This is a genomic window from Rhizobium sp. NZLR10 (genome assembly GCF_019685125.1).
Taxonomy (GTDB): domain Bacteria; phylum Pseudomonadota; class Alphaproteobacteria; order Rhizobiales; family Rhizobiaceae; genus Rhizobium.
In genome coordinates this window covers 1-23,511 of the sequence record NZ_JABDWE010000001.1, presented here as the reverse complement: position 1 = coordinate 23,511, position 23,511 = coordinate 1, and the positions used below count along the sequence as shown (strand labels likewise).

The 23,511-nt window shown below is 60.3% G+C and carries 16 protein-coding genes and 3 pseudogenes; 15 read left to right on the top strand and 4 right to left on the bottom strand.

All coding sequences use genetic code 11. The features are described from left to right. The first annotated feature begins 64 nt into the window (after positions 1–64). The 10 genes and pseudogenes from HJB82_RS00090 to HJB82_RS31435 form a co-directional block, all read left to right on the top strand. Complete coding sequence (locus HJB82_RS00090; protein ID WP_221139374.1) at positions 65–5,413, top strand: DUF4082 domain-containing protein; 5,349 nt, start codon at positions 65–67, stop codon at positions 5,411–5,413. A gap of 49 nt (positions 5,414–5,462) precedes the next feature. Beyond that, complete coding sequence (locus HJB82_RS00085) at positions 5,463–6,695, top strand: GTP-binding protein (protein ID WP_207584411.1); 1,233 nt, start codon at positions 5,463–5,465, stop codon at positions 6,693–6,695. A gap of 68 nt (positions 6,696–6,763) precedes the next feature. Then, positions 6,764–7,072 carry a hypothetical protein gene (locus HJB82_RS00080; protein ID WP_207584412.1) on the top strand — a complete coding sequence of 103 codons (309 nt, stop codon included), beginning with the start codon at positions 6,764–6,766 and terminating at the stop codon, positions 7,070–7,072. Between the two features lie 43 nt (positions 7,073–7,115). Then, on the top strand, positions 7,116–9,260 hold the full coding sequence (locus HJB82_RS00075) for a peptidase domain-containing ABC transporter (RefSeq protein WP_221117634.1): 2,145 nt from the start codon (positions 7,116–7,118) through the stop codon (positions 9,258–9,260). Beyond that, positions 9,257–10,714, top strand: coding sequence for an HlyD family type I secretion periplasmic adaptor subunit (locus HJB82_RS00070; protein WP_221117635.1), 1,458 nt, complete (start codon positions 9,257–9,259; stop codon positions 10,712–10,714). The genes HJB82_RS00075 and HJB82_RS00070 overlap by 4 nt, the downstream gene beginning before the upstream one ends. 434 nt (positions 10,715–11,148) lie before the next feature. After that, on the top strand, positions 11,149–11,415 hold the full coding sequence (locus HJB82_RS00065) for a PepSY domain-containing protein (protein ID WP_207585179.1): 267 nt from the start codon (positions 11,149–11,151) through the stop codon (positions 11,413–11,415). 2 nt (positions 11,416–11,417) lie between these two features. Continuing rightward, positions 11,418–11,983, top strand: a pseudogene (locus HJB82_RS00060) (cytochrome b/b6 domain-containing protein). Next, on the top strand, positions 11,980–12,657 hold the full coding sequence (locus HJB82_RS00055) for a response regulator transcription factor (protein ID WP_207584415.1): 678 nt from the start codon (positions 11,980–11,982) through the stop codon (positions 12,655–12,657). Before HJB82_RS00060 ends, HJB82_RS00055 begins: the two are co-directional and overlap by 4 nt. After that, positions 12,654–12,977, top strand: a pseudogene (locus tag HJB82_RS00050) (two-component sensor histidine kinase); the annotation flags it as partial. The gene HJB82_RS00055 and the pseudogene HJB82_RS00050, both read left to right, overlap by 4 nt. A 289-nt stretch (positions 12,978–13,266) precedes the next feature. Further along, a pseudogene (locus HJB82_RS31435) lies at positions 13,267–13,677 on the top strand (two-component sensor histidine kinase); the annotation flags it as partial. A 375-nt stretch (positions 13,678–14,052) separates the two neighbouring features. On the opposite strand, the gene HJB82_RS00040 reads toward HJB82_RS31435, so the two are convergent. Beyond that, complete coding sequence (locus HJB82_RS00040) at positions 14,053–14,874, bottom strand: universal stress protein (RefSeq protein ID WP_207584416.1); 822 nt, start codon at positions 14,872–14,874, stop codon at positions 14,053–14,055. A 214-nt stretch (positions 14,875–15,088) separates the two neighbouring features. Between HJB82_RS00040 and HJB82_RS31430 the strand changes: the two genes are divergently transcribed. From HJB82_RS31430 to HJB82_RS00030, 3 genes are all read left to right on the top strand, one after another. Beyond that, positions 15,089–15,631: an MgtC/SapB family protein gene (locus HJB82_RS31430; protein WP_259673898.1), complete on the top strand. Its 543-nt coding sequence runs from the start codon at positions 15,089–15,091 to the stop codon at positions 15,629–15,631. Continuing rightward, positions 15,628–16,329 (top strand): DUF4010 domain-containing protein, encoded by a 702-nt coding sequence (locus HJB82_RS31425; protein WP_259671283.1) that lies wholly within the window; start codon positions 15,628–15,630, stop codon positions 16,327–16,329. The genes HJB82_RS31430 and HJB82_RS31425 overlap by 4 nt, the downstream gene beginning before the upstream one ends. A 512-nt stretch (positions 16,330–16,841) precedes the next feature. Then, a complete protein-coding gene (locus HJB82_RS00030) occupies positions 16,842–17,741 on the top strand; it encodes a DUF6030 family protein (protein ID WP_405049164.1) in 900 nt (299 codons plus the stop codon). A gap of 253 nt (positions 17,742–17,994) precedes the next feature. On the opposite strand, the gene HJB82_RS00025 is transcribed toward HJB82_RS00030, so the two are convergent. Next, complete coding sequence (locus HJB82_RS00025; protein WP_259671282.1) at positions 17,995–19,302, bottom strand: hypothetical protein; 1,308 nt, start codon at positions 19,300–19,302, stop codon at positions 17,995–17,997. A 25-nt stretch (positions 19,303–19,327) separates the two neighbouring features. Here HJB82_RS00025 and HJB82_RS00020 point away from each other — a divergent pair, with 25 nt between their 5' ends. Beyond that, positions 19,328–19,765, top strand: a complete 438-nt coding sequence (locus HJB82_RS00020; protein WP_311044389.1) for a UTRA domain-containing protein — start codon at positions 19,328–19,330, stop codon at positions 19,763–19,765. A 178-nt stretch (positions 19,766–19,943) separates the two neighbouring features. Here HJB82_RS00020 and HJB82_RS00015 read toward each other — a convergent pair whose 3' ends face one another. Further along, complete coding sequence (locus HJB82_RS00015; protein ID WP_221117637.1) at positions 19,944–21,890, bottom strand: bifunctional diguanylate cyclase/phosphodiesterase; 1,947 nt, start codon at positions 21,888–21,890, stop codon at positions 19,944–19,946. 230 nt (positions 21,891–22,120) lie between these two features. Here HJB82_RS00015 and HJB82_RS00010 point away from each other — a divergent pair, with 230 nt between their 5' ends. Next, positions 22,121–23,158: a class I SAM-dependent methyltransferase gene (locus HJB82_RS00010; protein WP_221139373.1), complete on the top strand. Its 1,038-nt coding sequence runs from the start codon at positions 22,121–22,123 to the stop codon at positions 23,156–23,158. A gap of 12 nt (positions 23,159–23,170) precedes the next feature. Here HJB82_RS00010 and HJB82_RS00005 read toward each other — a convergent pair whose 3' ends face one another. Next, positions 23,171–23,359, bottom strand: coding sequence for a hypothetical protein (locus HJB82_RS00005; protein ID WP_207584419.1), 189 nt, complete (start codon positions 23,357–23,359; stop codon positions 23,171–23,173). Positions 23,360–23,511: the final 152 nt, after the last annotated feature.

The following is a 23,511-nucleotide window of genomic DNA, read 5'->3' as shown; positions in this document are numbered from 1 at the left end:
GTAGGGGGGTACCTCCCTCATACCCCGGATTGCTGTCGTACGTTCCCTTAGCAAAGGTGCCAGAATGAACGTCATGCTACAGCGGGCGAAGAGCCGGCCGATGCGGAAGGGGACGCCGCTGATGCGGAGAATTCATGTGAGTAATCGTGAGTACCTGAGTACATTTGGTGGAGCGTTGAGTATCTTTCGTGCATCCTCCGCCTGGAGCGCAGTACTTGCATCCGCGACGGTCGTATCGTCGAGAAGTACCGATGGCTCCCCAAGCTTTGCCAATCAGGGCAGCGCAACCGTCCAATCCTCCTTCACCGGCACGGTCACATCTTTCCTGATATCATCAGGCGACATGCAATCGTCCCCTGCGTCGTCGACGGCGATGCCTGCGCCTGCTGCCGATGGCGGCGCGCAGGATACGTCCACGAAGACGGCGTCGGCTGCGACGGTCTTCCAGACGCCTTCCTCGACATTGCAACGCACTGTGCTTGGCCCGGATCCGGCCGAGGAGGCTGCGACACTGCCTGCTGCTCCCGCGCTTACGGGTGTTACCAGCGATGCCGATACCGGCAGCGCCAAAACGGCGGCGCCGGTCAGTTCTTCCAGCAGTCTCGGCACGGCTTCGTTGCGCCTTCAGGCCTCGATAGCATCCATCTCGGTGGAGCCGAGCCAGGACGTTTCTGCTGAGACGACCGCGGCCCCGACGGCACTGATGGCATCGATACCGGCAGCTTCGGCTGCGGCGACGCCCAACAAGATCGCGCTCGAAAACCTGAAGCAGGGCAACCCGATCAGCGAGTGGGGTCTGGAGGGTGACGGCGGCGGCACCATTCAGGGCTTCGCCACCGAAATCAGCACGAATATCGGCCAGACGGTCGATTTCAAGATCGCCACCGATTCCACCCATTACCGCATCGATATCTACCGCATGGGCTATTATGGCGGGGCCGGGGCGCGCAAGGTCGACTCGATCGAGCAATCGCTGACCACGGCGCAGATCCAGCCGCATCCGATCGTCGATATGTCACTCGGCCTCATCGACTGCGGCAACTGGTCGGTCTCGGCGAGCTGGCAGATTCCGACGGACGCGGTCTCCGGCGTCTATTTCGCCAAGCTGGTGCGCGAGGACGGCACCGCAGACGCCAGCATCATTCCTTTCGTTGTGCGCGACGACGCCTCCACCAGCAATATCGTCTTCCAGACGTCCGACACGACATGGCAGGCCTATAATGCCTGGGGCGGCGCCAGCCTCTACTATGGCGAAGTGCCCGTCGATCCCGCAAGCATGATCGGCTACCTGCCACCGAACTGCAGCTGCGGCCTGCAGGCCATCGGCCGGGCCTCGGCGGTCAGCTATAACAGACCGATCATTACCAATACGAGCCCGATCGGCGGTTCGCACGACTACATCTTCGGCGCCGAATCCTCTGCCATCTCGTGGCTGGAGCAGAACGGCTACGACGTATCTTATATTTCGGGCGTCGATGCAGCGCGCAGCGGCAGCCTGCTGCTCAACCACGACGCCTATCTCTCCGTCGGGCATGACGAATACTGGTCTGCCGAACAGCGCGCCAATGTCGAGGCGGCGCGCGATGCCGGCGTCAACCTCGCCTTCTGGAGCGGCAACGAGTGCTACTGGAAGGTCCGCTGGGAAAGCAGCATCGACGGCAGCGGCCAGGCCTACCGCACCATGGTCTGCTACAAGGAAACCTGGGGCACGAGCACGGATCCGAGCAATGTCGGCACCGGCACCTGGCGCGATCCGCGTTATGCCGATGCGGGACAGGAGCCGGAGAATTCGCTGACGGGCACGATGTTCCAGGTGGACAGCTACCGCTCCGATACGATCTCCATTCCCTACGACTATTCGAACCTGCGCTTCTGGCGCAACACCGATGTTGCGGAGCTGCAGCAGGGCGAGAGCTACAATCTCGTGCAGAACCTGCTCGGCTACGAATGGGATTCCGATGTCGAGAACGGCTTCCGTCCGGATGGGCTGATCGACCTGTCACTCTCCTCGGTCTCGGTAAGCACCTATCTGCGCGATTACGGCACGACGGTCGGCGATGCGGTGGCGACCCACAGCCTGACCATGTACCGGGCGGCAAGCGGCGCGCTGGTCTTCGGCGCCGGCACGGTCTTCTGGTCCTGGGGGCTGAGTGACAACCATCAGGGCGCGGCGACGTCAACCGATCGCAATGTGCAACAGGCGATGGTCAACATGTTCGCGGACATGGGCATTCAGCCGACGACGCTGGATGCGAGCCTGATCCTTGCGACACAATCGACCGACACGCTGAAGCCCACCTCGTCGGTCACGTCGCCGATCGTCGGCGCAAGCTTCCTCGAAGGGCAGCATGTGACGATCACGGGCACGGCGCAGGATTTCGGCGGCGGCATCATTGCCGGCGTGGAAGTCTCGACCGATGGCGGCCAGCACTGGTTCAAGGCCACCGGCCGCGAGAGCTGGAGCTATAACTGGGTCGTCCAGGCGAGCGGAACCTACACGATCATGTCACGGGCCGTCGACGACAGCGTCAATATGGAGGCGTCATCGGCCGGCAAGCAAGTCACCGTCACCTTGCCGGGAACGACAGGCCTCTGGACGCTTGCGGAAAAGCCGGCGGTCGAAGTGGCGATCGATCGCGATTCCGTCGAGCTCGGCCTGCGCTTCCAGACGACGACAGCAGGCTCCGTGGAGGGCATCCGCTTCTACAAGGGCTTCTCCAATATCGGCGACCATGTCGTCAGCCTCTGGAGCGCCAACGGAACGCTGCTGGCATCAGGCGTGTCCGTCGACGAACCGCTCTCCGGCTGGCAGACGGTGATGTTCTCTTCGCCGATCCAGATTGCCGCCGGCACGACCTACGTGGCCTCCTATCACAGCGGCGGTTTCTTCTCGCTGACAAACAATTATTTCACCGGCGGCACCTATGCCAGCGGCGCGGTGAAGGCCGTCGATGGCGGCGGCGTCTTCGCCTACGGCACCACTGCCGGCACGTTCCCCGGCCAAAGCCCCGGCACCGGCACCAATTACTGGGTCGACGTAGTCTTCGATGCCGGGCCCAACAGCGCCCCGGTTGCGACCGACGATACGGGGCTGACCATCACCCGCAACGACAGCGTCGTCATCTCGATCGCCTCGCTCATCGGAAACGATACGGATCCGAATGGCGATGCGATGACGATTTCGGCCGTCGGCAATGCCGTCAACGGCACGGTGACGCTCAACAAGCAGAACGGCGCCGTCATCTTCACGCCAACCAACAATTATTCGGGGCCGGCAAGCTTCACCTATACGCTGTCGGACGGGCGCGGCGGCACGGATCAGGGCAACGTCAGCCTCACCGTAAACCAGGGCCCTGCCGGGGAAGCACTGTTTACCTCAAGCGAAGGGCCGACGGGCGCAAGCTTCAACGACGGTCAGTCGCTGGAACTCGGGATGAGGTTCGTCGCTTCGTCCAGCGGCATGATTTCCGGCATCCGCTACTACAAGGCGGCCGGCGATACCGGCGCCCATACCGGCTCCCTCTGGACGGCCGACGGCACGCTGGTCGCGACCGTCACTTTCGCCGACAGCGGATCGGTGAGCGGCTGGCAGACCGCGACATTCACCAAGCCGGTGCATATCGCAGCCGGCACAACCTATGTCGCCTCCTACCACACGACAGGCTCCTATGTGGCGACATCAGACTATTTCACCTCAGCGCATACCAACGGCGCGCTGACGGCGCTTGCCGGCAGTAACGGCGTCTTCGGCAATGGCACGGATTTCCCGACTTCCAGCTACCAGTCGTCGAACTACTGGGTGGATGTCGTCTTCAACCAGACAACCAATGCGGTGCCGGTCGCCGCCAATGACAATGGCTACACGACCTATTCCAACACCGCACTTTCGATTGCCGCAGCCAGCCTGCTTGCAAACGACCATGACGCCGATGGCGATCCGCTTAGCATCATCGGCGCGAATGGTGCGGTCAACGGAACCGTGTCGTTCAACAGCCAGACCAAAACGGTGATCTTCACGCCGAACTCTGGCTATACGGGTTCAGCAAGCTTCTCCTATTCGATCTCGGATGGATATGGCGGCACGTCGTCGGCCACTGTGAGCCTCGCGGTCAATTCGCAGCCTGGCGGCGGCACGACCGCAAGCCTGTTCACCGGCGCCGACACGTCGGGCGTTACCGCTGCCAATGACGCCAACTCGGTCGAACTCGGCGTCAAGTTCATCGCTTCCGCCAGCGGCCAGATCACCGGGCTCACCTATTACAGGAGCGCCCAGGATACCGGCACGCATGCCGGCTCGCTCTGGACAGCGAGCGGCCAGCTTCTGGCTCAGGCGACCTTCATCAACGAGACGGCGAGCGGCTGGCAGACGGTTTCCTTCATCCAGCCGATCAATGTGACGGCCGGCGCCACCTATGTGGCGAGCTACCATTCGAACGGCTTCTATTCCGCAACGGCGAACTACTTCACGACGGATCATACGAACGGTGCGCTGACGGCGCCGTCGAGTGCGGCGAGCGGCGGCAACGGCCTTTATGCCTATGGCTCGGGCAACCTGTTCCCGACCGCTTCCTACAATGCCAGCAATTATTGGGTCGACGTGCTCTATCAGCAGGGCGGCGCGCAGAATGCGGTTCCGGTCGCCGCCAATGACAGCGGCTTCTCGACCAATACCGGCACGCCGATCACCATCCAGGCCTCCGTGCTCCTGGCAAACGACGCCGATGCCGATGGCGATCCGCTTGTCATCACCGGCGTCAGCGGCGGGGTCAACGGCTCGGTCGCCTACGATGCCCAGGCCCAGACGGTGACCTTCACGCCGACGGCAGGCTATTCGGGACCGGCAAGCTTCAGCTACGCGATAGCAGACGGCAAGGGCGGCACGGCGTCGGCGCAGGTTGCCCTCACCATCAACGGCGGCCAGACGGGAGGGCCGGAGCAGAACCTCTTTGCCGCCGGTGCCACGCCGTCGATCGTCTCCATCAACGACAACCAGCAAATCAATCTCGGCATGAAATTCCAGGCCGATACGTCAGGCTGGATCACCGGCGTCCGCTTCTACAAGGGGGCCGACAACACCGGCCCGCATAGCGGCTATCTCTGGACCGCCTCGGGCACGCTGCTCGGCAGCGTCACCTTCAACAACGAGACGGCCAGCGGCTGGCAGACTGCGCAGCTCACCCAGCAGATCGCGGTCCAGGCGGATACGAGCTATGTCGTTTCTTATTCGAGCAACGGCAATTACTCGGCGACCGGCAATTACTTTGCCAGCGATGTGACGAACGGCGATCTCAAGGCGCCCGGCGGCAGCAACGGCGTCTATGCCTACGGGGCGGGCGGGTTGTTCCCGACAGCCAGCTACAACAGCACGAACTACTATGTGGATGTGGCGTTCAAACCGCAGCTCGCGGCGTAAAGCCCGCGAGGATGCAAGGCCAAGCATGCTGTAAAGAGTGAGAGTTTCGATGATGAGTGCAGACAACAGATTGCCCGTAACGGTTCTCGCCGGGTTTCTCGGCGCCGGCAAGACGACTGTGCTCAATCATGTCCTGAGTAATCGGGAGGGTCGCCGGGTTGCTGTCATCGTCAACGATATGAGCGAGGTCAATATCGATGCGGATCTCGTGCGCGAGGGCGGTGCAGACCTCTCGCGCACCGACGAGACGCTGGTAGAGCTTACCAACGGGTGCATCTGCTGCACCCTGCGCGACGATCTTCTGAGCGAAGTGCGCCGGCTCGCAGCCGCCGGCCGTTTCGACTATCTGCTGATCGAGGGAACCGGCATTGCCGAGCCGCTGCCGGTCGCAGCCACCTTCTCCTTCCGCGACGAGAGCGGGGCTGCCCTCTGCGACGTGGCGCGTCTCGACGCGATGGTCTGCGTCGTCGATGCGGTCAATCTTCTCACCGATTACCAGAGCGCCGAATTCCTTGCCGATCGCGGCGAAAGGCGTGACGGGGACGATGAGCGCAAGCTCGTGGACCTGCTCGTCGAGCAGATCGAATTTTCCGATGTCGTCATCATCAACAAGGCAGGCGATGTGCCGTGCGCCGACCTTGCCGAGGTTCGCCGGGTCGTCGCGGCGCTCAATCCGGATGCCCAGGTCGTCGAGGCGGTTTTTGGCCAGGTGCCGCTTGGCGCGATCCTGGATACCGGCCTCTTCAGCGAAGCGAAGGCCGCCCGCCATCCGCTCTGGCACAAGGAACTTTTCGGTTGGGGCGATCATGTGCCGGAGACCGAGGAATACGGCATAACAAGCTTCGTCTATCGCAGTCGCCGGCCCTTCGATCCCCTGAGGCTCAAGGATTTCCTCGACCGGAAATGGGCGGGCCTCATCCGCGCAAAGGGCCATTTCTGGCTGGCGACGAGGCCGGACGAGATCGGCCTTCTGTCAATTGCCGGCACCCAGTGCCGCATCGAGACCAGGGGGTACTGGTGGGCCTCGGTGCCGCGGGTGCAATGGCCGCGCTTTCCGCAGTTCCGCCAGCTCATCGACCGGCATTGGGACGATGTCTGGGGCGATCGCCGCCAGGAGCTCGTCTTCATCGGTTCCGGCTTCGACGAGGAAGCGATCCGTGCTGCGCTCGGCGATTGCCTGACCGGCGAGGAGACGGGTTTCGATCCGCAAACCGCCGTCGGCCTCCGCGATCCGTTTCCGGCATGGCAGCACGGACATATCCTCGCACATTCAAATAGTTAGAAGTGTCATGATGGGCGTAAGACGGCCTAGTGTGAAGACGTTTTGATTACCAACCAGAGGAGAGAACAATGAGTGACGAACTTTATGCAGATGGCATCGGCGAAATCACCATTACCGGAACGATCGTGCGCATCGACCTGATGTCGCTTTCGGCAACCGATCGTGACGCCAACAACAACCCGAAGCCGGTCTTCCGTCAGCGCATCATCATGCCTGTCGATGCCTTCGCCAATGCGGTCGACCTCATGCAAAAGGCGCTCGGCGGGTTGGTCGAGGCGGGCGCGGTCCGTCGCATCGGCGATATGTCAGCTGCGGCGGCTGCCGATATCCAGTCGGTACAGCCCGGCGCTTCGAACGCTTCGCCGAACTTCAACTGATAAAACAAATAGTGACTGGGTCTCGTATTGTTTCGGGTGGGCCATGAGTGGTTTTCTGCATACCAACCTGCACTGTCTAGCGCTCGTCGCGCGTCATCACGGCGTCGATCTCGCGCCTGAGCGATTGCAGCACGACTATGCCGTCGGCAACGATCCCGTTGCCGTGCGGCAGCTGCTGCGCATGGCCAAGGATGCCGGCCTCAGAGCCCGGCATCTGACGCTCGGCTGGCGATCCCTGTTTCAGCTCGGCGAAGCCTTTCCGGTGATCGCGGAACTGACGAACGGCAACTGGGTGGTCATCGCCGGCGCCGTCGGGGAGGGTGAGGAGGAGAGAATTCGCGTTCTTGACCCGCTCGCGTCACGCGCCGAAGTGATGATGCTCAGCGAAGAGCAGTTCGCCAAGGCCTGGCTCGGATCGGTGATCCTACTGAAGCGCAACTATCGCATGTCCGACGAGGACCGGCCCTTCGGATTTCGCTGGTTCGTGCCCGAGATCATCAAGCAGCGTAGCTTCTTCCGCGATGTCGCGCTCGCCGCCTTCGTGCTCTACGGGCTGGGCCTGACGACGCCGATCTTCTTCCAGCTTGTCATCGACAAGGTGCTGGTGCACCAGAGCTATGCGACGCTGACGGTTCTGACTATCGGTATTGCTATCGCGCTCGTCTTCGACGCGACCTTCAGCTTCCTGCGCCGCTATCTGCTGCTCTACGCGACGAACAGGATCGACATCCGCGTCGCGACACGCACCTTCGGCCATCTGCTCAACCTGCCGATCGCACTTTTCGAGCAGGCCTCGGCCGGCGTTCTCGTCAAGCATATGCAGCAGACGGGGCGCATCCGCGAATTCCTGACGGGGCGCCTGTTCCTGACGCTTCTCGACGGCGTTTCGCTCTTCGTCTTCGTGCCGATCCTGCTTCTCTACAGCGTCAAGCTGACGCTTGTGGTGCTCGGTTTCGCAGCGCTCGTCGGCCTCGTGGTGATGATGCTCGTCGGGCCGTTCCAGCGCCGGTTGCAGGCGCTTTACCAGGCCGAAGGCGACCGGCAGGCATTACTGGTGGAAACCGTGCACGGCATGCGCACCGTCAAATCGCTGGCACTGGAGCCGCGCCAGCGCAAGGTGTGGGACGATTATTCGGCCCAGTCGATCTCCGTGCGTTTCCGGGTCGACAAGATTTCGACCATCGCCCAGTCGCTGACCGGGCTTCTGGAGAAGCTGATGAGTGTCGCGATCATCGGCCTCGGCGCGCTCGATGTGTTTAACGGCTCGATGACCATCGGTGCGCTGGTCGCCTTCAACATGCTCGCCGGCCGGGTCTCCGGACCGCTGGTGCAGATCGTCACCATGGTGCACGAATATCAGGAAGTGGCGCTCTCCGTGCGCATGCTCGGCGAGATCATGAACCAGCGGCCGGAGCAGGCGGGCCGCGGGCGAGGTGTTCGGCCGCATCTGAAGGGCCGCATCGAATTCGACAGGGTCACCTTCCGCTATGCGCCTGATAGTGCGCCTGCGCTCGACAATGTCTCATTCGCCATTCCGGCGGGCTGCGTCTTCGGCGTGGTCGGCAAGAGCGGGTCGGGCAAGACGACGATCACAAGGCTCATCCAGGGGCTTTATCAGAGCCAGGAAGGCCTCGTGCGCATGGATGGCTATGACAGCCGCGAGATCGACCTGGTGCACTTAAGAACCAGCATCGGCGTGGTGCTCCAGGATAGTTTCCTGTTTCGCGGCTCGGTTCGCGAGAATATCGCCGCCGCCAAGCCCGATGCCAGCATCGAGGAGATCATGGAAGCCGCCCGCATCGCCGGCGCCGAGGAGTTCATCGAGCGTCTGCCGCGCGGTTTCGACACCATGCTGGAAGAAAACGCCGCCAACCTGTCGGGCGGCCAGAAGCAGCGCCTGGCGATTGCCCGCGCGCTGATCACCGATCCGAAGCTGTTGATCTTCGATGAGGCGACGAGCGCGCTCGACCCTGACAGCGAGGCGATCATCCGCGACAACCTCAGCCGCATCGCCGCCGGCCGGACCGTGGTCATCGTCTCGCACCGGCTTTCGACGCTCGTCGATGCCGATGCCATTCTCGTCATCGATCGCGGCAAGGTCGCCGATATCGGCCGGCACGATCAGCTCGTGTCGCGCTGCATGACCTACCGCCACCTGTGGTCCCAACAAATGAGGCAGGTCGCATGAACGCGCACGCCAGAAAATCCAGCGAAAACCTGCCGGTTCCTTCAGACAAAGGCTCCACAGGCCAAGGCCTCTCAGACAAGGGCCCCTCAGACACGGGAAGGCAACTGACTGCCCGGCCGCCGCTGCCGCCGGCAATAGCGGAATTTCAGTCCGATGCCGTCGAGCTCGAGGAGCGCGCGCCGCCGCGGGTGGCGCGCATGACGCTCTACTGCGTGACGGCGCTGCTTGCCTCAGCGATCATCTGGGCCTCGGTTTCCTCCATCGACGAGGTGGTGATTGCGCCCGGCAAGCTCGTCACCACCCAGCCGACCATCGTCGTCCAGCCGCTCGAAACATCGATCATTCGCACGATCGAGGTGAAGGCCGGCGAGGTGGTGCATGCCGGGCAGACGCTGGCGACCCTCGATGCCACTTTCAGCCAGGCCGATGTCGACCAGCAGCAGGCGAAATTCTCCGCACTCGACGCTCAGGTGAGACGCATCGAGGCCGAGCTTGCCGGCGTCGACTATACGAAGATGGCGGGAGATACGCCCGACCAGATACTGCAGTCGCAGCTCTTCGGCCAGCGACAGGCCTTCTACGCGGCGCAGCTGCAGAATTTCGAGCAGCAAATCGCCGGCCAGTCGGCGTCGCTCACCGCCAGCAAGAACCAGGAAGCGGTGTTGACCCAAAGGCGCGATGGGCTCTCGCAGATCGAGGCAGCGCGGGAGCGGCTTTATAACACACAGAGCGGCTCGCTGATCACGCTGCTCGGCTCCCGCGACGCCCGCCTCGACGTCGAATCCGATCTGACCGCCGTCCGCGGCCGGGCCGACGAGGCCGCCCACTCGTATGCCAAGCTCCGAGCCGACCGCCAGGCCTTCATCGAGGATTTCCGCCGCGCTGCAATGGAGCAGCTGGTGGAGCTGCGCGGCCAGCGCGACATGGCTGACGAGGAACTGAAAAAGATGGAGCTGCGCCGCAACATGGTGGCGCTGACCGCACCCGCCGATGCCGTCGTGCTCGACCTGGCGCAACGCTCGGTCGGCTCCGTCGTGCGCGAGGCCGAACCGGTGGTGACGCTGGTGCCGATCAACGTGCCGCTCGAAGCCGAAGTCTCGATCAACACCCGCGACATCGGCCGTGTCGCCGTCGGCAAGGAAGCGCGTATCAAGCTCGACGCCTATCCCTTCCAGAAATACGGCACCGCCTCGGGCGAGGTGAGAACCATCAGCCAGGACACGTTCCTCACCGGCCAACAGGAACAGAGCGCCACCCCCGGCCAGCCGGCCGCCCCCTTCTTCAAGGCCCGGATACTGCTTGCCGATACAAGGCTGAATGCCGCAGATGTGCCGGTGCGGCTGCTTCCCGGCATGACCGTATCCACGGAAATCAAGGTCGGCAACCGCACGGTGATCTCCTATTTTCTGTATCCGTTGCTGCGTGGCCTCGATAACGCAATACGCGAACCGTAGGACGCGATGGTTCAGTTCGCCCCGAACGAGATCCCGAGTGACTTCGCAGGTCCTCGATCCGGGTGACTTCATGCCCACGCCCGCCCCAGGGACCATATGCATCGAAACCGCGGTCACGAACCACGCGTCGCAGTATGGCCAGACGATTTCCGACGATATCGCGTCGAAGGAGCCGGTCAGCGGGAAAAGAGGGGACTATTCTGGATTTGCCGTCGCCGGGGTGATTCTGGTTGCGGACTTCGTGTACGCCAGACGTAGGGCTAAGAAAGCACTTGGATGAGCGGTACCCGATGTGGCCTTCACATATTGACGAAATGATTCCGGCTCTTGATCTCAATCCCCGAGAGCGTTTCGAAAGTCCTGACAGTAAACCGACAGCTAGTGACCTCTATTGATCGGAGGTCGCCCGGACGGGTTACTCAAAGGATAAAAACATCATGTTGAAACTGATCGCCGCTGTCGCAATCATCGCCGCCACGCCGATATTGGCATCGGCTAGCCCAAGTTGCACCAAGGAGCCGAAATCAAAGTGGATGTCCGAAGACGCCATGAAGGCCAAGGTCGATACGCTTGGCTACAAGGTGAAGACATTTGAAATCACTGGCAATTGCTATGAAATCTACGGCAAGGACAAGGACGGCAAGCGAGCCGAGGTCTATTTCAATCCGGTATCCGGTGATATTGTCCAGAAGGGCGAATGAGGATGACGGTGATCTCGCTAAGGAAGGAGGGCGCATCGCCCTCCGACGTCGCTCCGAAAAGCGTCAAGGTCTGGTATCCGGTTGTCCGGGTATTCCATTGGACCATCGTCGTTGCCAGCACCCTCAATCTTTTCATTTTGGAAGAGGGCAAATACTGGCATCGCATTACGGGCTACGTGGTGGCCGCTGCGATCGGCATTCGCTTGAATGGGGTTTCGTTGGCACGAAGCACGCGCTCTTTAGCGACTTCTTTCCGACGCCGCGTAAGGTCTTGGATCAAATCCGTGGCATTGTCGGTCGGAACGAGAAGCGCCATCTCGGCCACAGTCCCCTGGCATCTGTGATGATGCTGTTGCTGATCGTGCTTCTTGTGGCAACTGCCACGACTGGTTGCATGACGACACTGGATGCCTTCTGGGGCGAAAAATGGTTGGAGCGATTGCACGGCACGATTGCCAACAGCATTATAGTGCTTGCTTTCATCCATGGCGGCGCTGCTATTTTGGAAAGCTGGCGGCATCGGGAAAATCTCGTCTGGTCGATGGTTACAGGTCGAAAGAAGGCATGAGAGTTCTGCTCATCGAGGACAGCGCCCGGCTTCGCGATCTTCTTTGCGAGGCGATCAGGGACGAAGGTTGGAAGATCGACGCCTTCGGGACAGCGCAGGAAGGCCGGCTTGCGCTCCGTGAGGGCGAGTACGATCTCCTGCTCCTCGATCTCGGTCTGCCTGACGAAGATGGCATCGACGTCTTGAAGTCTCTTCGGGCCGCTGGCATGCAGACACCGGTGCTTCTTTTGACGGCGCGTGGTGCGATCGACGAGCGGATAGTCGGGCTTGATGCAGGCGCCGACGACTATCTGGCCAAGCCGTTTCACAATGGCGAACTGGTTGCCCGGATACGCGCAATCATGCGCCGGGCGCCCCTCACTTCCATGCCAGTGCTGGAATATGCAGCAATTCAATTCGATGTCGCTTCACGACAGGTAATGTGCGCCGGCACAGAGATTGCGCTTGCCCCATCGGAGAAAGGATTGCTCGAGCTTCTGATGCGTAACGGTGGCAAGGTGGTCGCAAAATCAAGGATCGAGCACACGTTCTCGGAATTTGGCGCTGAAAGAAGTAGCAACGCCGTCGAGCTGGCAATCTCCCGTTTGCGCAAGAAGTTGGAAGGTCATGGGACCTACTCATCGATCGAAACAATCAGAGGGGTTGGCTATATGATGCGCGAGGTACGCGATTGAGCCGATCCCGCCCGACGCTCGGAGCCATTCTGGCGCGCCGGATTGCATTCTTCGCGATCCTGGCCATGCTCTTGCAGCTCGCCGTCGTCTTCTCGGACTACTACTGGAATGTAGGGGAGCTTTCTCGACTGTTCGTCGAGCCGGAAACGGAGCGGCTCGCATCTGGGATCGTGGTCGATGGTGCAAGCGTTCGATACCGAATTCCTGAAAATGTGCAGCAGCGTTACAGTCAGGGTAGCACCGGCTACGTGGCCCGTGTTCGTCAAGCAAGCGGCGCGCTCCTGTTCGAGTCTTGCGATGCCGCCTGCGAGGAGCGCTTTAACTCGCCCCGTGGGTCTACGAAAACAATCATTCGCTGGAAGTTCGTTTGTCAGGTCCAAGCCGCTGGGCTGCAGGGTGCCCCCACGCTGTTTAATGAAGTCGCAAAAGATCCTGACATCTGGGATCGCCCATGAAGTCCGAACGCCGCTTGCGGCTTTGAAGCTGGAACTCGGGCATATCGACCATCCTCGTGCGAGGCAGGCGGAGGCCGACGTCGATGATCTCGTCCGTTTCGTTGGCCAGCTCACCGCTCTCGCGCGGCTCGACAGCGTTGACCAGAGCATGTTCGAGGAGATCGTCCTTCCGGCCGATGTCAACCCGCCGGATTTCTGGTTGCGATCCTTGACGCCCGGCAAGCCGTTGTCGCTTGTTGGCGGCAGGGCATTTTTCATTGGAAATCAGCGTTTCCTTGTCGATATCGCAACGATCGATGATCCTTCCGACGTCATGTCCGATGTCCTTTTGGAACGAGGTGATAGAACACCTGATCGTGCCGATGAGCATTCTCCTGGTCCTCGTCCTCGGTGGAACCTTGTTGTCCGTCCGGCAGGCATTGCGTCCGGTGCGGGCCGCGGCAGAAGCGGCCGATCGCATCGACCCAATGGATTCCCGTTCGCATTTGGGTTCGACGAAATGCCGCGGGAAGTCGCGCATCTCGCGGTCGCGGTCAACCGCGCCTTCAAGCGGGTCGGCGAGCTGTTCGCTGACTTATTCGTCGGACGAGCTGCGCCCGCTTGTAGGACCTGCTGCACAAGGCCACGGCCATCAAATGGCCCTGGCCGATGATGACGCCTATGAACTTTGCGCGACCGTCAAAGGTAATCTGTTAAAGCGAGTTCCAATCAATGCGACAGGAATATCGGCGTCCTACCGTTTTCGATCATGCTGCGGGTCACGCCCCCGAAAAGCGTCTGCTGCCAGCGATGCCGAAGTTGATGTCTTTGATCTTGGTCACGGAAGGCCATCGTCTCAGGAGCGCCTGGCATCCATTCTGGGCACCGTTCCAATGCTGCCAATTCAACGCCGCTGCAGAGGTCTCTCCCGCCGCCTGAATCGGCACGCCCCTCGCGCCTTCTAGTGCGCGAGAAGGACCGGCATGTCAGCATTGCAAAGGAGTTCCCGAGTGACGCCGCCAAGGATAAACTCGCGAAGCCGGGAGTGGCCAAATCCGCCCGCCACCAGGAGATCCGCATTCCGTTCGAGCGCGGCCGCTTGAAGGGCGGCAGCCGGGGACTGCCCGCCGGCCTGAATCGATACGTCTTCTACCTCGAACCCGGAGTGCCTCAACGAGGATATCAGGAGCGAACGGTTCGCTTCGTCGACCTGCTTGTCGTCGATCACCGAGATGACCTGCATCTTCGTCAGCCGCTCGGCGAATATACGGGCGCAGGAGATCGCTCGTGCCGCGGTCGCGCTGCCGTCCCAGGCGATCGCAACGGTATCGACGCGACCACAGACGCTACTGGCAGGAAACAGAATCAACGGACGGCCGCTCTCGAGCAACAGCGTCTCCGAAAGCTGGCGAGAGAGTTCCGATGCCTCCACTATGGACAGGTCGTGGCTCCTGGCGATTTTCGCGAAGCACTCAAAGACGAACGGCTCCCTGGCGTCGAAGCCATGAATTCGCACCTCGACGCCGCTCTCCGAGGCCGCGTCGGCAATGTATTTTCGAAGCGAGGCCCCACTGTCGCGGCTATACCCTTCCGCTTGCCCCCGCCATGAGTCTACATCGACCACCGTTGGAAACGGCGGGTGGATCGGTGGGATCCGCACCTGCGGGATACTGGCGAGGAGGTCGGCGCCAATCTGGCGGGCGAGGTCGATCGCGTTGTCAACGATGGTGAAGGAACTTGCATCGGGATAAGTTGACAAAGGGAGATGGAATTGTGGTTTCATGCTGACCTCCTGAGGTTATACCTCCGCCATGATGCATCCCGAGCCGAACTTCGCATTGCGCTTCGTCAAAGCACCGCCGTGTCCGGTCGGAGCGCAACCCGGACAAACTGACGTCGGACCGCAGACGACGATGTCTGCCAAACCAGTCCGGGCGGTACTGCGCGTGCTGACTGACTCGCAGCAACTTTGACATAGGGAGGCCCTTGTGAATTCCATGGTCGTTGCAAGATTTGCATTAGCGCTTTCCATCGGTCTCCTGGTCGGGCTGGAACGTGGCTGGCGGGAGCGGGATTCTCCTGCAGGGAGCAGAACCGGGGGCATCCGAACCTTTGGCATCTCGGGGTTGCTTGGAGGTGTAATTGCGGCCTTGGCCAACGCGACCGGGTCCTCGCTGCTCCTGGCTTGCGGCTTCATGAGTTTTGCCGCCGTATTCGGACTCTTCAAGCTGCGGGAGGCCTGGGACGACGAAGACTACAGCGTCACCTCGGTCATTGCCGCGCTATGCGTTTTCGGACTCGGCGCTCTTGCAGTCGATGGCGATCACGTCGCCGCGGCGGCGGGCGGCACTGCCCTTGCAGCCATACTGGCGAGCCGCGACGTTCTTCACGCCTTCCTCAGGCGTTTGACTTGGGTCGAGCTGCGCTCGGCTCTGATGCTTGCGGTCATGACGGCCGTCATACTTCCTCTTTTACCAAACCGCGATGTAGGTCGGGCACTGACGGTGACCCCTTTGAAGTATGGCTTTTCACCGTCTTGACCGCGACCATCTCTTTTGCAGGCTATATCACCGTACGCCTATTCGGCGAGAGGAAGGGCACTTTGATCGGCGCAGCCGCCGGCGCCTTGGTCTCGTCCACGGCCGTGACGCTAACGCTGGCTCGTTCCGCCAAGGATGGAGCGGAATTTTGGAGACTTGCCGGCGCCGCGTGTTTGGCGGCCACGGTGTCTATCCTGCGCGTGGCTGGGCTGACCTTGATCGTTGGTCCCGCAGTCTTGCCGAAGATAGCGCCTGTGGCAACGGTCGCGGCAGTGGTTTTCGCCTGCATGGCCGTGTTCTTGACGAGGTCTGAACACAAGCGGGCCGCCGTCGACGTCTCGGCCCGCAACCCCTTCGAGGTCCGCTCGCTTTTCCTTTTTGCGACGATATACGTACTGGCGCTTTCTGCGAGCGAAGTCCTGGTCGCATACCTGGGAAATTCTGCGGTCCTGTTGGCCTCGATCATCTCTGGCAGCTTCGACGTCGACGTCGCAGTGTTGACGGCGCTGCGCCGGACCGACCTCCAGGCTTCGGACATCGTCGTCCACGCGGTACTGGGCGCCATGGCTGCAAACGCAATTGGCCGCGTGATACTGGCAGCATCCGTCGGTCCCGCCCGGTTCACCATGCTTTACGCCGCCACCACGACAATGGCGATCGCTTTCGGCTTCATTGTTTTCATCTGGAATTCACAATGATCGCTCGCGCGGACGTGGCGATGACGCGACGGATCAGAGACGGGACGCTGCCAGCCAGTTAGAAATGCGACGCTGAGCATCTCCACTCAGGACCTGCGCAGTTGTCGCGACGCTAAAGCGTGTCGCGATCTTTCAGATTCGCTTGTCACGCTTTAGGTCTTTGTTTTTACGCATGTCTTTAACGCAAAACCGCAGCACACTTTTGCGAGACAGGCTCTAGCTGATGTGATTGTCTTGAGGGCCGCCGGTGCGTTCTTCCGCGCGAATTTTGGGGGCGAACGCCGTCCACCGGGGTTGCTGCTTGACGCTCCACACACGCGACCTCACACTCGCGGTATCGAAGGTGAGTCGGACAGACTGTACCGTTGTTCACATCCGTTGCCCACCTCAGAAGGAGTCGCCAGCAGGAGCTTTGGCTCACGCGCCGACCGACGCCGGTTGGTCGCAAACAGGATCGAGGTTGATTGCGTTCGAACTCGCATCCGCTGCTATTTTTCTCGTGAGGTCGCGCCGTGGATAAGGTGTTATCAGCAGTCGATCCGCCTCGCGACATCCCGTTTTGGCACTGGAAATTCCTATTGCGGAGCGACCGCCGCTGGCTGCGTTGGCCAGTGCTTTTGATATCCGTTTTGCTTCTTGCAGGCGTTGTTTTTTACCGTGAAATCCACCGCGTCGAAGATCCGGTCGGGCTCTCCGAAAATCGAGCTCTCCATAACGCTGCCCGATCGGCGCCCATAGCCGTCCGTCCTGATACGGCGGCTCCCTCTCTTCTCCCGCCGATGTCTATATCGCCGCGGCTGATCGAGGTCCCGAAGCCGGAGTTGGCAAGTCAATTTCTGCGGACGTGGCGCGTCTCGGGGCCGGTTATTTGCGGTGCTCTTCGGGAGGCCGGCATCGAGATGAGCGAATGGAAAGCCGCATCGATGCGCAATCGCAATTATGAATGTTATTTTCAGCGCATCTACGAACGGGACGAGGTGCGTCCCCTCAGTTCCACCTTCCTCAAGGTTCGTGGCAATGAAACCGGCGATATTCTTGAGATCCGCGCCAAGATCGTTAAGCCGACGACAGACGCGAAGGGGCGCCTAGCCCCCGCCGTCCTGCACCTTTTCGCGATCATTGTGAAGCAGGCATGCTGGCGTGATTTCGAGGATACTCTTGAGGCGATCCAAAACCTTCGAAATGTCGAATATGAACGATTCGGGGCCTATCTCAGCTTCACGCGCGAAGCCGGCAGCGGAAACAATTTTGATTTTGTTCTTGGCCTTAAGGCGACTTCAGCTTCGCAGGTGAGGACTAAGGCGTATTTTTCGACAGAGCGCTGGCTGGCCACAAACCCGCGCAACGTTTCTGCGAATTTCATCCTCATGGATCCCTTGGGCACGCCCATATCAGCCAATTGCGCTCAATGACGGCGGGTGGCCTTTGAGATCGGCGCCGTCGATCCTCCTGTCTTCGACTATCGGCGGAACGGCTGCGTTCTTTGCCGAGTTGGCATGGCGCCTTCTGCATCAATCGCCTCCCGTTGCCCCAACCCGCCGACACTCGACAGGCTAAGGGCCGCCCAAGCTGCGACTCAATCGTCGCGCCTAACTCCTTGATGTAGAACAGGATTCAGATTTTAGGCCGATCCGGCCAAAAATCATCCTGTTGTAGGAGCATTAACTACCGAGGCTTCAAGAACAACGGAGACGTCCAAATTCGGGATTGGTCACGCTGGCGCGCCGTGATGAACAATGGATGTTCGCGTTCCGGATCGAGCTTCAGTTCGCGCAGCAATATCTCACCCGCAAGATCTCTCGGTAGCGGTTGGTCTGTCACCCTTTCCACGATAAGGCGCAGCTCGACGCCTGGTAGATCGAGTGTGACCGAGCCCTTCGCAAGGAGATCCTTCCCATTTACCTCTAGTCTTGCTTCCGGGGCATGCACATGCGGTGGCGGCTGCAGCGGGTCGCCGATCTTGCTGTAACCATGAAGGTCCGCGGCAATCGTGATGTGAGCATCGTTTAGGTCGGAAAGCTTGAGCTCGATCCCGTCGACATCGCCATGTGTTGCCGTTCTAAAGCGGAGTTTGCCGAGTCCGGTACGCCATACGCTTTGTTCAGGGTGGTCAAAGCCAACTCCATGCGCATCAAGAAGCCCCGCGCCGATCACAGCAACCTCGCCGCTCCAATAGGCGGCCCGATAGCGGTCCTTGATCCGCGCACCGCCGAAACGGACCCGGACGCTGCGTTGGCTGAGACCCGCCTCCACATGCAGGTCGCGGCTCCACACGAGGCGATCGCCGTCATAAAGCTGAACCTCTTCCCAGCCGACCTGGCCGAGCAGGCGGTAGGCCAGCGGCTTTTCCGGTTCGGCATGGAACACCTCGCCCATGAAATGCCGTCCTTGCGACAGAACAGCAAAACTGCGTTCACCGGTCGTGACGAAGGTGCGCCGTGCCCTGAGTGCGCTGCCGACGCCGGCACGGTCGAAGCGGTCGGCGATGACGCCGGTCAGACCGCCGCGCGACCCGAAGGTGCCGGTTGCCGGTGCGCCGCCACCCCATCGGCCCTGGTGCTCGTCACTCGCCGCGGAAGCTCCGACCCTGTATCCGCGCGCGAGCGCCTCGGTGTAGAGCCAATGGAATTGTCCCCAGGCGGACCCAATCTCGATCAGCCGCTCCAGCTCGGGATGGTTCCAATCCAGAATGCAGCGCCGGCCGCCCACATGTGGGATCAGCAAATGGCCCTTTGGATCGTCCTCATAGGCGGTATGGAGCCGCTCTACAGGCCAGATGCCGGGTCGGATTGTTCCGGCCGTCGTCTCATTCCATTCGAAAGAGCGAAGGGACCGCCCCTCTTGATCGAAGGGTTTGCCATCACGAAGGAAGACGACGTTGCGGTCGCCGCCGGCTGCCGAGTTGCCGCACCATTCGGTGCCCGGATAACAGACGAAGCGGCCGGGCTCGTTGAGGCTATGGATAGTCTCCACGGCAGCGTCCCACGAGTCGCTGAAAGTGCAGGGTTTCGATGCCACGATGCGGATCGTCGCACTGACGGCGATTGACACACCGTCGGCGTTTGTCCCGTTGTTCGGAGCAAAATGCGCGCTGTTGGAGCGTCTTCACATGGTGGATGACGAGCCCATTGCCTTGGGTCGGAGCCTCCTGCCCGCCGTCATGTCCGAGCTGGCTTTGGAAACGGCCGAACAACGGCCGACCTATGCCCTCCTTAAAGAGAAAGCAGGCGCCGATATTGCCTCCGCCGAGATCGCGATAGGCGCGCGCGCCGTCCCGCCGCAAATATCGTCCTTGATCGGTACTGCTGCAGATGCGGTCTTGCTCGTCCTTGAACGAACCTCATATTTCGATCATGGCGCCTGCGCCGAGTGGTCGGAATTCTTCATCCGACCCGAGCGATACAAATTTTTCCTCGGTAATCGAATGTCCGTCTAAGTCGACCACCTCAAGAAACGAAGATCGCTTGCGAGCGCGGATCGGGAATTCAGGCGTTCAGTGCGCTTTCATCTAAAGAATTTCTAAGTGCCTCCGGCGCCGTGGGCCGGTTCAGGCCCAAGATCGCGGGCGACGTCGCGTCTGCAATCAACGTTCTTCTGGAAGCCTTGAGATCCAGTTATGCCGCGCTTAGAAGTTCAGCGCTAACCGGCATCCCCATATGAAAGCCCTGGACGCGGTCAATGCGAAGATCCTTGAGCAGCGACAATTGTGCTGCAGTTTCGACGCCTTCCACCAGGATCGTATTCCCACGATTGCGGATGAGAGCAATCATGTCCTGAAGCATCGTCAACCCGCGCGGGTTGGAGCAGTCGTGCAGGAAGGTGCGATCGACCTTGACCGTCTGAAACTCGATCGCCCTCAGCCAAGAGAGGCCTGCGAAGCCGGAGCCGAAATCGTCAAGCCAGATCTCGACGCCGAGAGCCCGCAGATCTGCAATGCATTTGAGCACCTCCGACTGCATATCCATGTCCAGGCCCTCGGTGACTTCTAAGGCCAGTCGCGACCCGCAGACCCCGCACCGGGCAAGAATATCAGCGACACTCGCAGCAAAGCCGGGGGAACGTAGTTGTATGGGCGACACGTTGACGCTGACGGTCGCCATGCGATCGGTCATCAGTATGTCACGGCATGCCGTCTCGATCGCCCACTTACCCAATTCGAGGATAGCGCCCGTCCGTTCTGCAACCGGAATGAAAGTCTTCGGCGAAACCGCGGTGCCGTCCGGCATCCTAAGGCGCATCAAAGCCTCGACAGCTCTTGCTTTCTCGTTGGTCACATCGAAGATCGGTTGGTAAACGAGCGAGACCAGTTTGCGATCAATGGCGGCCGTCAGCAGCGGGACGAGTTTACCAGCATTGTCGTCGGGGCGAGGCAACAACGGATCAAACCTGCGAATGCAATTTCGGCCACTTGCTTTGGCATTGTAGAGAGCAAGATCGGCCTCACGCACTATTCGTTCGACTTTCTCTCCAACTTTCTCGCGAGTGAACGCGACGCCAATGCTGACGGTTACGATCGGGCTATCATCTGGTCGCCCGTCGTGAGCAATCGCAAGAAACTCGACTTCCATTCTGATCTTTTCGGCCAGGCTCATCGCGATCTTAGGAGTTTCAACCGGCAAGACCACGATAAACTCCTCGCCGCCATACCTGCCGATCATGCCGCCGGACGACTCCACAACCGCCTTCAGCGCATTGGCGATGACAGTCAGGCATCGGTCTCCTTCCTGATGCCCGTAGCGGTCATTGAAGCGTTTGAAAAAATCGACGTCGATCAGGAAGACGACGAAGTCGCGGCGCTCGTCTTTCCAGATGGCCCAGCATTCGTCGAGTCGCCGATCCAGCGCGCGTCGGTTGCTTATGCCTGTCAGGTAATCGGTATTTGAAAGCTCGAGCAGTGATCTTCCACGCTCGGACGCTTCCCAGTGCTGGTAGCGAGCCTCTGCCGCGTTCAGCAACACGTTTCGACGCTCCACGTTCAATCGCCAATTGACGAAAGACGTGAAGACAAAGCACGAAATGTAGAACATCCCGAAGGCAAGCTTGTAGGTTTGGCCTGAAGGAAAGAACTCCTCGATGGTAACAAAAAATGCGCCGAGAACGAAGCTGGAGGTGATCACGGAGAGCCGAAACGGAAAACTGAAAAAGAGGTTGGCGCCCATCATGAAGATGGCGCCAAATATCATGTAGTATGACATGGCAGTGACATCGCGGGTGCCGATCGCCGGGTAAAGCCAGCCCACATAGCCCACAAGCAATGCAGAGGCGCATGTGATGTCCAGCCAGACGGTTTTCGCTTTTGCCAGTCGCAAGGCTTCGAAAGCCAGCAGCGCGATCGTTGCAACAACGAATCGCGCGGCGATCGTCACAGGCGCAACATCGGGGATGAGCCATCGGTCGGGAAGTGCGAAGGCCACATAAACGGCAACCGCGATCCAAAGGCCATGCCGTGAGCTTCGCCTTCGGACAGTATCATTCTCAATTTCCAGAGAGTTACGAGCCTCGGCGAATGAAAAGCTGGCGGTTGATTCGTCGCGCTGAACATTAGCGTAAGCCGCGATCATTCAACAACACCAGCCCGACAGCGAGCTAACGAGCGTAAAAAGTAAGCCATGCTTGGGCGCCCTCCAAAATTACGTTCGGCAACCTGCAACCGGTTTGTCTTATTACTTAACATTCGTAGAGGAGCAGGTTCCCACCCGCAACAGTAGAAATACCCTTATCCCGTGCAGATTCTAGTCGCATCTAATTTCGAGGGTGATTATGCTTAACGCGAGGTCAAGGGAGTCTCGAAATGGCACGAAGTCTTGTCTTGGACGGTGAAAGTCTTGTTGCGCCGGGTGAAATTCGTCAGGCAACAAGGAGGTTTGCTGCGCCAAATCCCTGCGACTTTACCGTTGCCAAAGCCGACCTTGCTGTCAGCCTTGACGTGTCGATCCGTCAGTTCAAATCCGGCGTCGAGGCAAGTGCGATAATCGAGCGTCTTACCGACGCCTTGCATCGGTTACGGCGTCGCGTTCATCCAGAGGTGTGGGATGTCATCGTTCCTATCGCGCAATCTCATCCAGTTGCTCACTATCTAAATCAGGATCCGTTGACCCGCTGGTCGTTTGAAAAACCCCGCGGCTATTCTGGCGACGCACGTCTTCTCGACTTCATCTACGGCAGGCCCGAGATCGAGGACGCCGTCGCATCATCGAGCACCTTGGGACGTTCAATCTATGCCTACACTCGAAATGCTTCGTCATCCGTCGCGGTAAGGGAGCGCCGGGACATTCTGGCGCGCCGAGTAGACGAAATCGCTTCGGCTCGGCCCGGTTCCGCCGAAGTCTTGGCCATCGCGTCGGGCCATCTTCGCGAGGGGCCTTTGTCGCGCGCTCTCGGCGCCGGCGCGATCAAACGCTGGGTGGCTTTGGATCAGGACCCGATGAGCGTTGGAACCGTAGCCCGCGATTTCGCCGGCACGTCCGTCGAGTCAATCAACGGGTCGGTCAAATCCTTGCTCGGTGGAAGGCATGCGCTGGGAATGTTCGATTTCGTCTATGCCGCGGGTCTTTATGACTATTTGCCGGATGCCGTAGCCGTAAAGCTGACCAAGAAGTGCGTCAGCATGCTCAAGCCCGGCGGCACATTCCTGTTCGCCAACTTCTCCCCGGAGACGGACGTCGATGGCTATATGGAGACATTTATGAACTGGGAACTGCTGTTGCGGTCAGAACGCGAGATGGGCTTGATCGCCAGTGAAAGCGCGGCTGGGGCGGATCTGAAGGTGTCTGTTTGGCCCGGCTCGAATCGGAGCGTTGTCTATTGTGAAATTGAAAAGCAGCCCTAAACCGCACGCATGTCACCGCTCTGACGGGAGATGTGCATGAGCCTCGATGACGAGCGAGACAAACTCCCGGAGTTTTACGCCCTCCTCGGCAGTGCGCTCGATTGAGCTGCATGAGCGATTATCTTCTTTTTCTGGCGTGATGCCAATCATCCGGCCGAAGTAAACCCGCTCGTTCGCGCCTGCTGCATGTTCCAGTTCCATAAATACCTCTTACGCCACCGACACTTGTAGCGGCTATTTAGTAATGCGACAGTTGGGCCAGTTAGAGATGCGACAATCTTGCCTCTTGGTGCACTGGTTAATGCCAACGTTGGGAGCAAGGATGACGATCTTCAGCCTGGTCGAGACCAGGA

Bases quoted from the DNA above. Each gene is read 5' to 3' on its own strand.
- HJB82_RS00070 (WP_221117635.1), top strand. From the start codon at position 9,257: ATGAACGCGCACGCCAGAAAATCCAGCGAAAACCTGCCGGTTCCTTCA.
- HJB82_RS31430 (WP_259673898.1), top strand. From the start codon at position 15,089: ATGGTCGTTGCAAGATTTGCATTAGCGCTTTCCATCGGTCTCCTGGTC.
- HJB82_RS00080 (WP_207584412.1), top strand. From the start codon at position 6,764: ATGAGTGACGAACTTTATGCAGATGGCATCGGCGAAATCACCATTACC.
- HJB82_RS00075 (WP_221117634.1), top strand. From the start codon at position 7,116: ATGAGTGGTTTTCTGCATACCAACCTGCACTGTCTAGCGCTCGTCGCG.
- HJB82_RS00015 (WP_221117637.1), bottom strand. From the start codon at position 21,890: ATGATCGCGGCTTACGCTAATGTTCAGCGCGACGAATCAACCGCCAGC.
- HJB82_RS00005 (WP_207584419.1), bottom strand. From the start codon at position 23,359: ATGGAACTGGAACATGCAGCAGGCGCGAACGAGCGGGTTTACTTCGGC.
- HJB82_RS00085 (WP_207584411.1), top strand. From the start codon at position 5,463: ATGATGAGTGCAGACAACAGATTGCCCGTAACGGTTCTCGCCGGGTTT.
- HJB82_RS00040 (WP_207584416.1), bottom strand. From the start codon at position 14,874: ATGAAACCACAATTCCATCTCCCTTTGTCAACTTATCCCGATGCAAGT.
- HJB82_RS00055 (WP_207584415.1), top strand. From the start codon at position 11,980: ATGAGAGTTCTGCTCATCGAGGACAGCGCCCGGCTTCGCGATCTTCTT.
- HJB82_RS00010 (WP_221139373.1), top strand. From the start codon at position 22,121: ATGGCACGAAGTCTTGTCTTGGACGGTGAAAGTCTTGTTGCGCCGGGT.
- HJB82_RS00090 (WP_221139374.1), top strand. From the start codon at position 65: ATGAACGTCATGCTACAGCGGGCGAAGAGCCGGCCGATGCGGAAGGGG.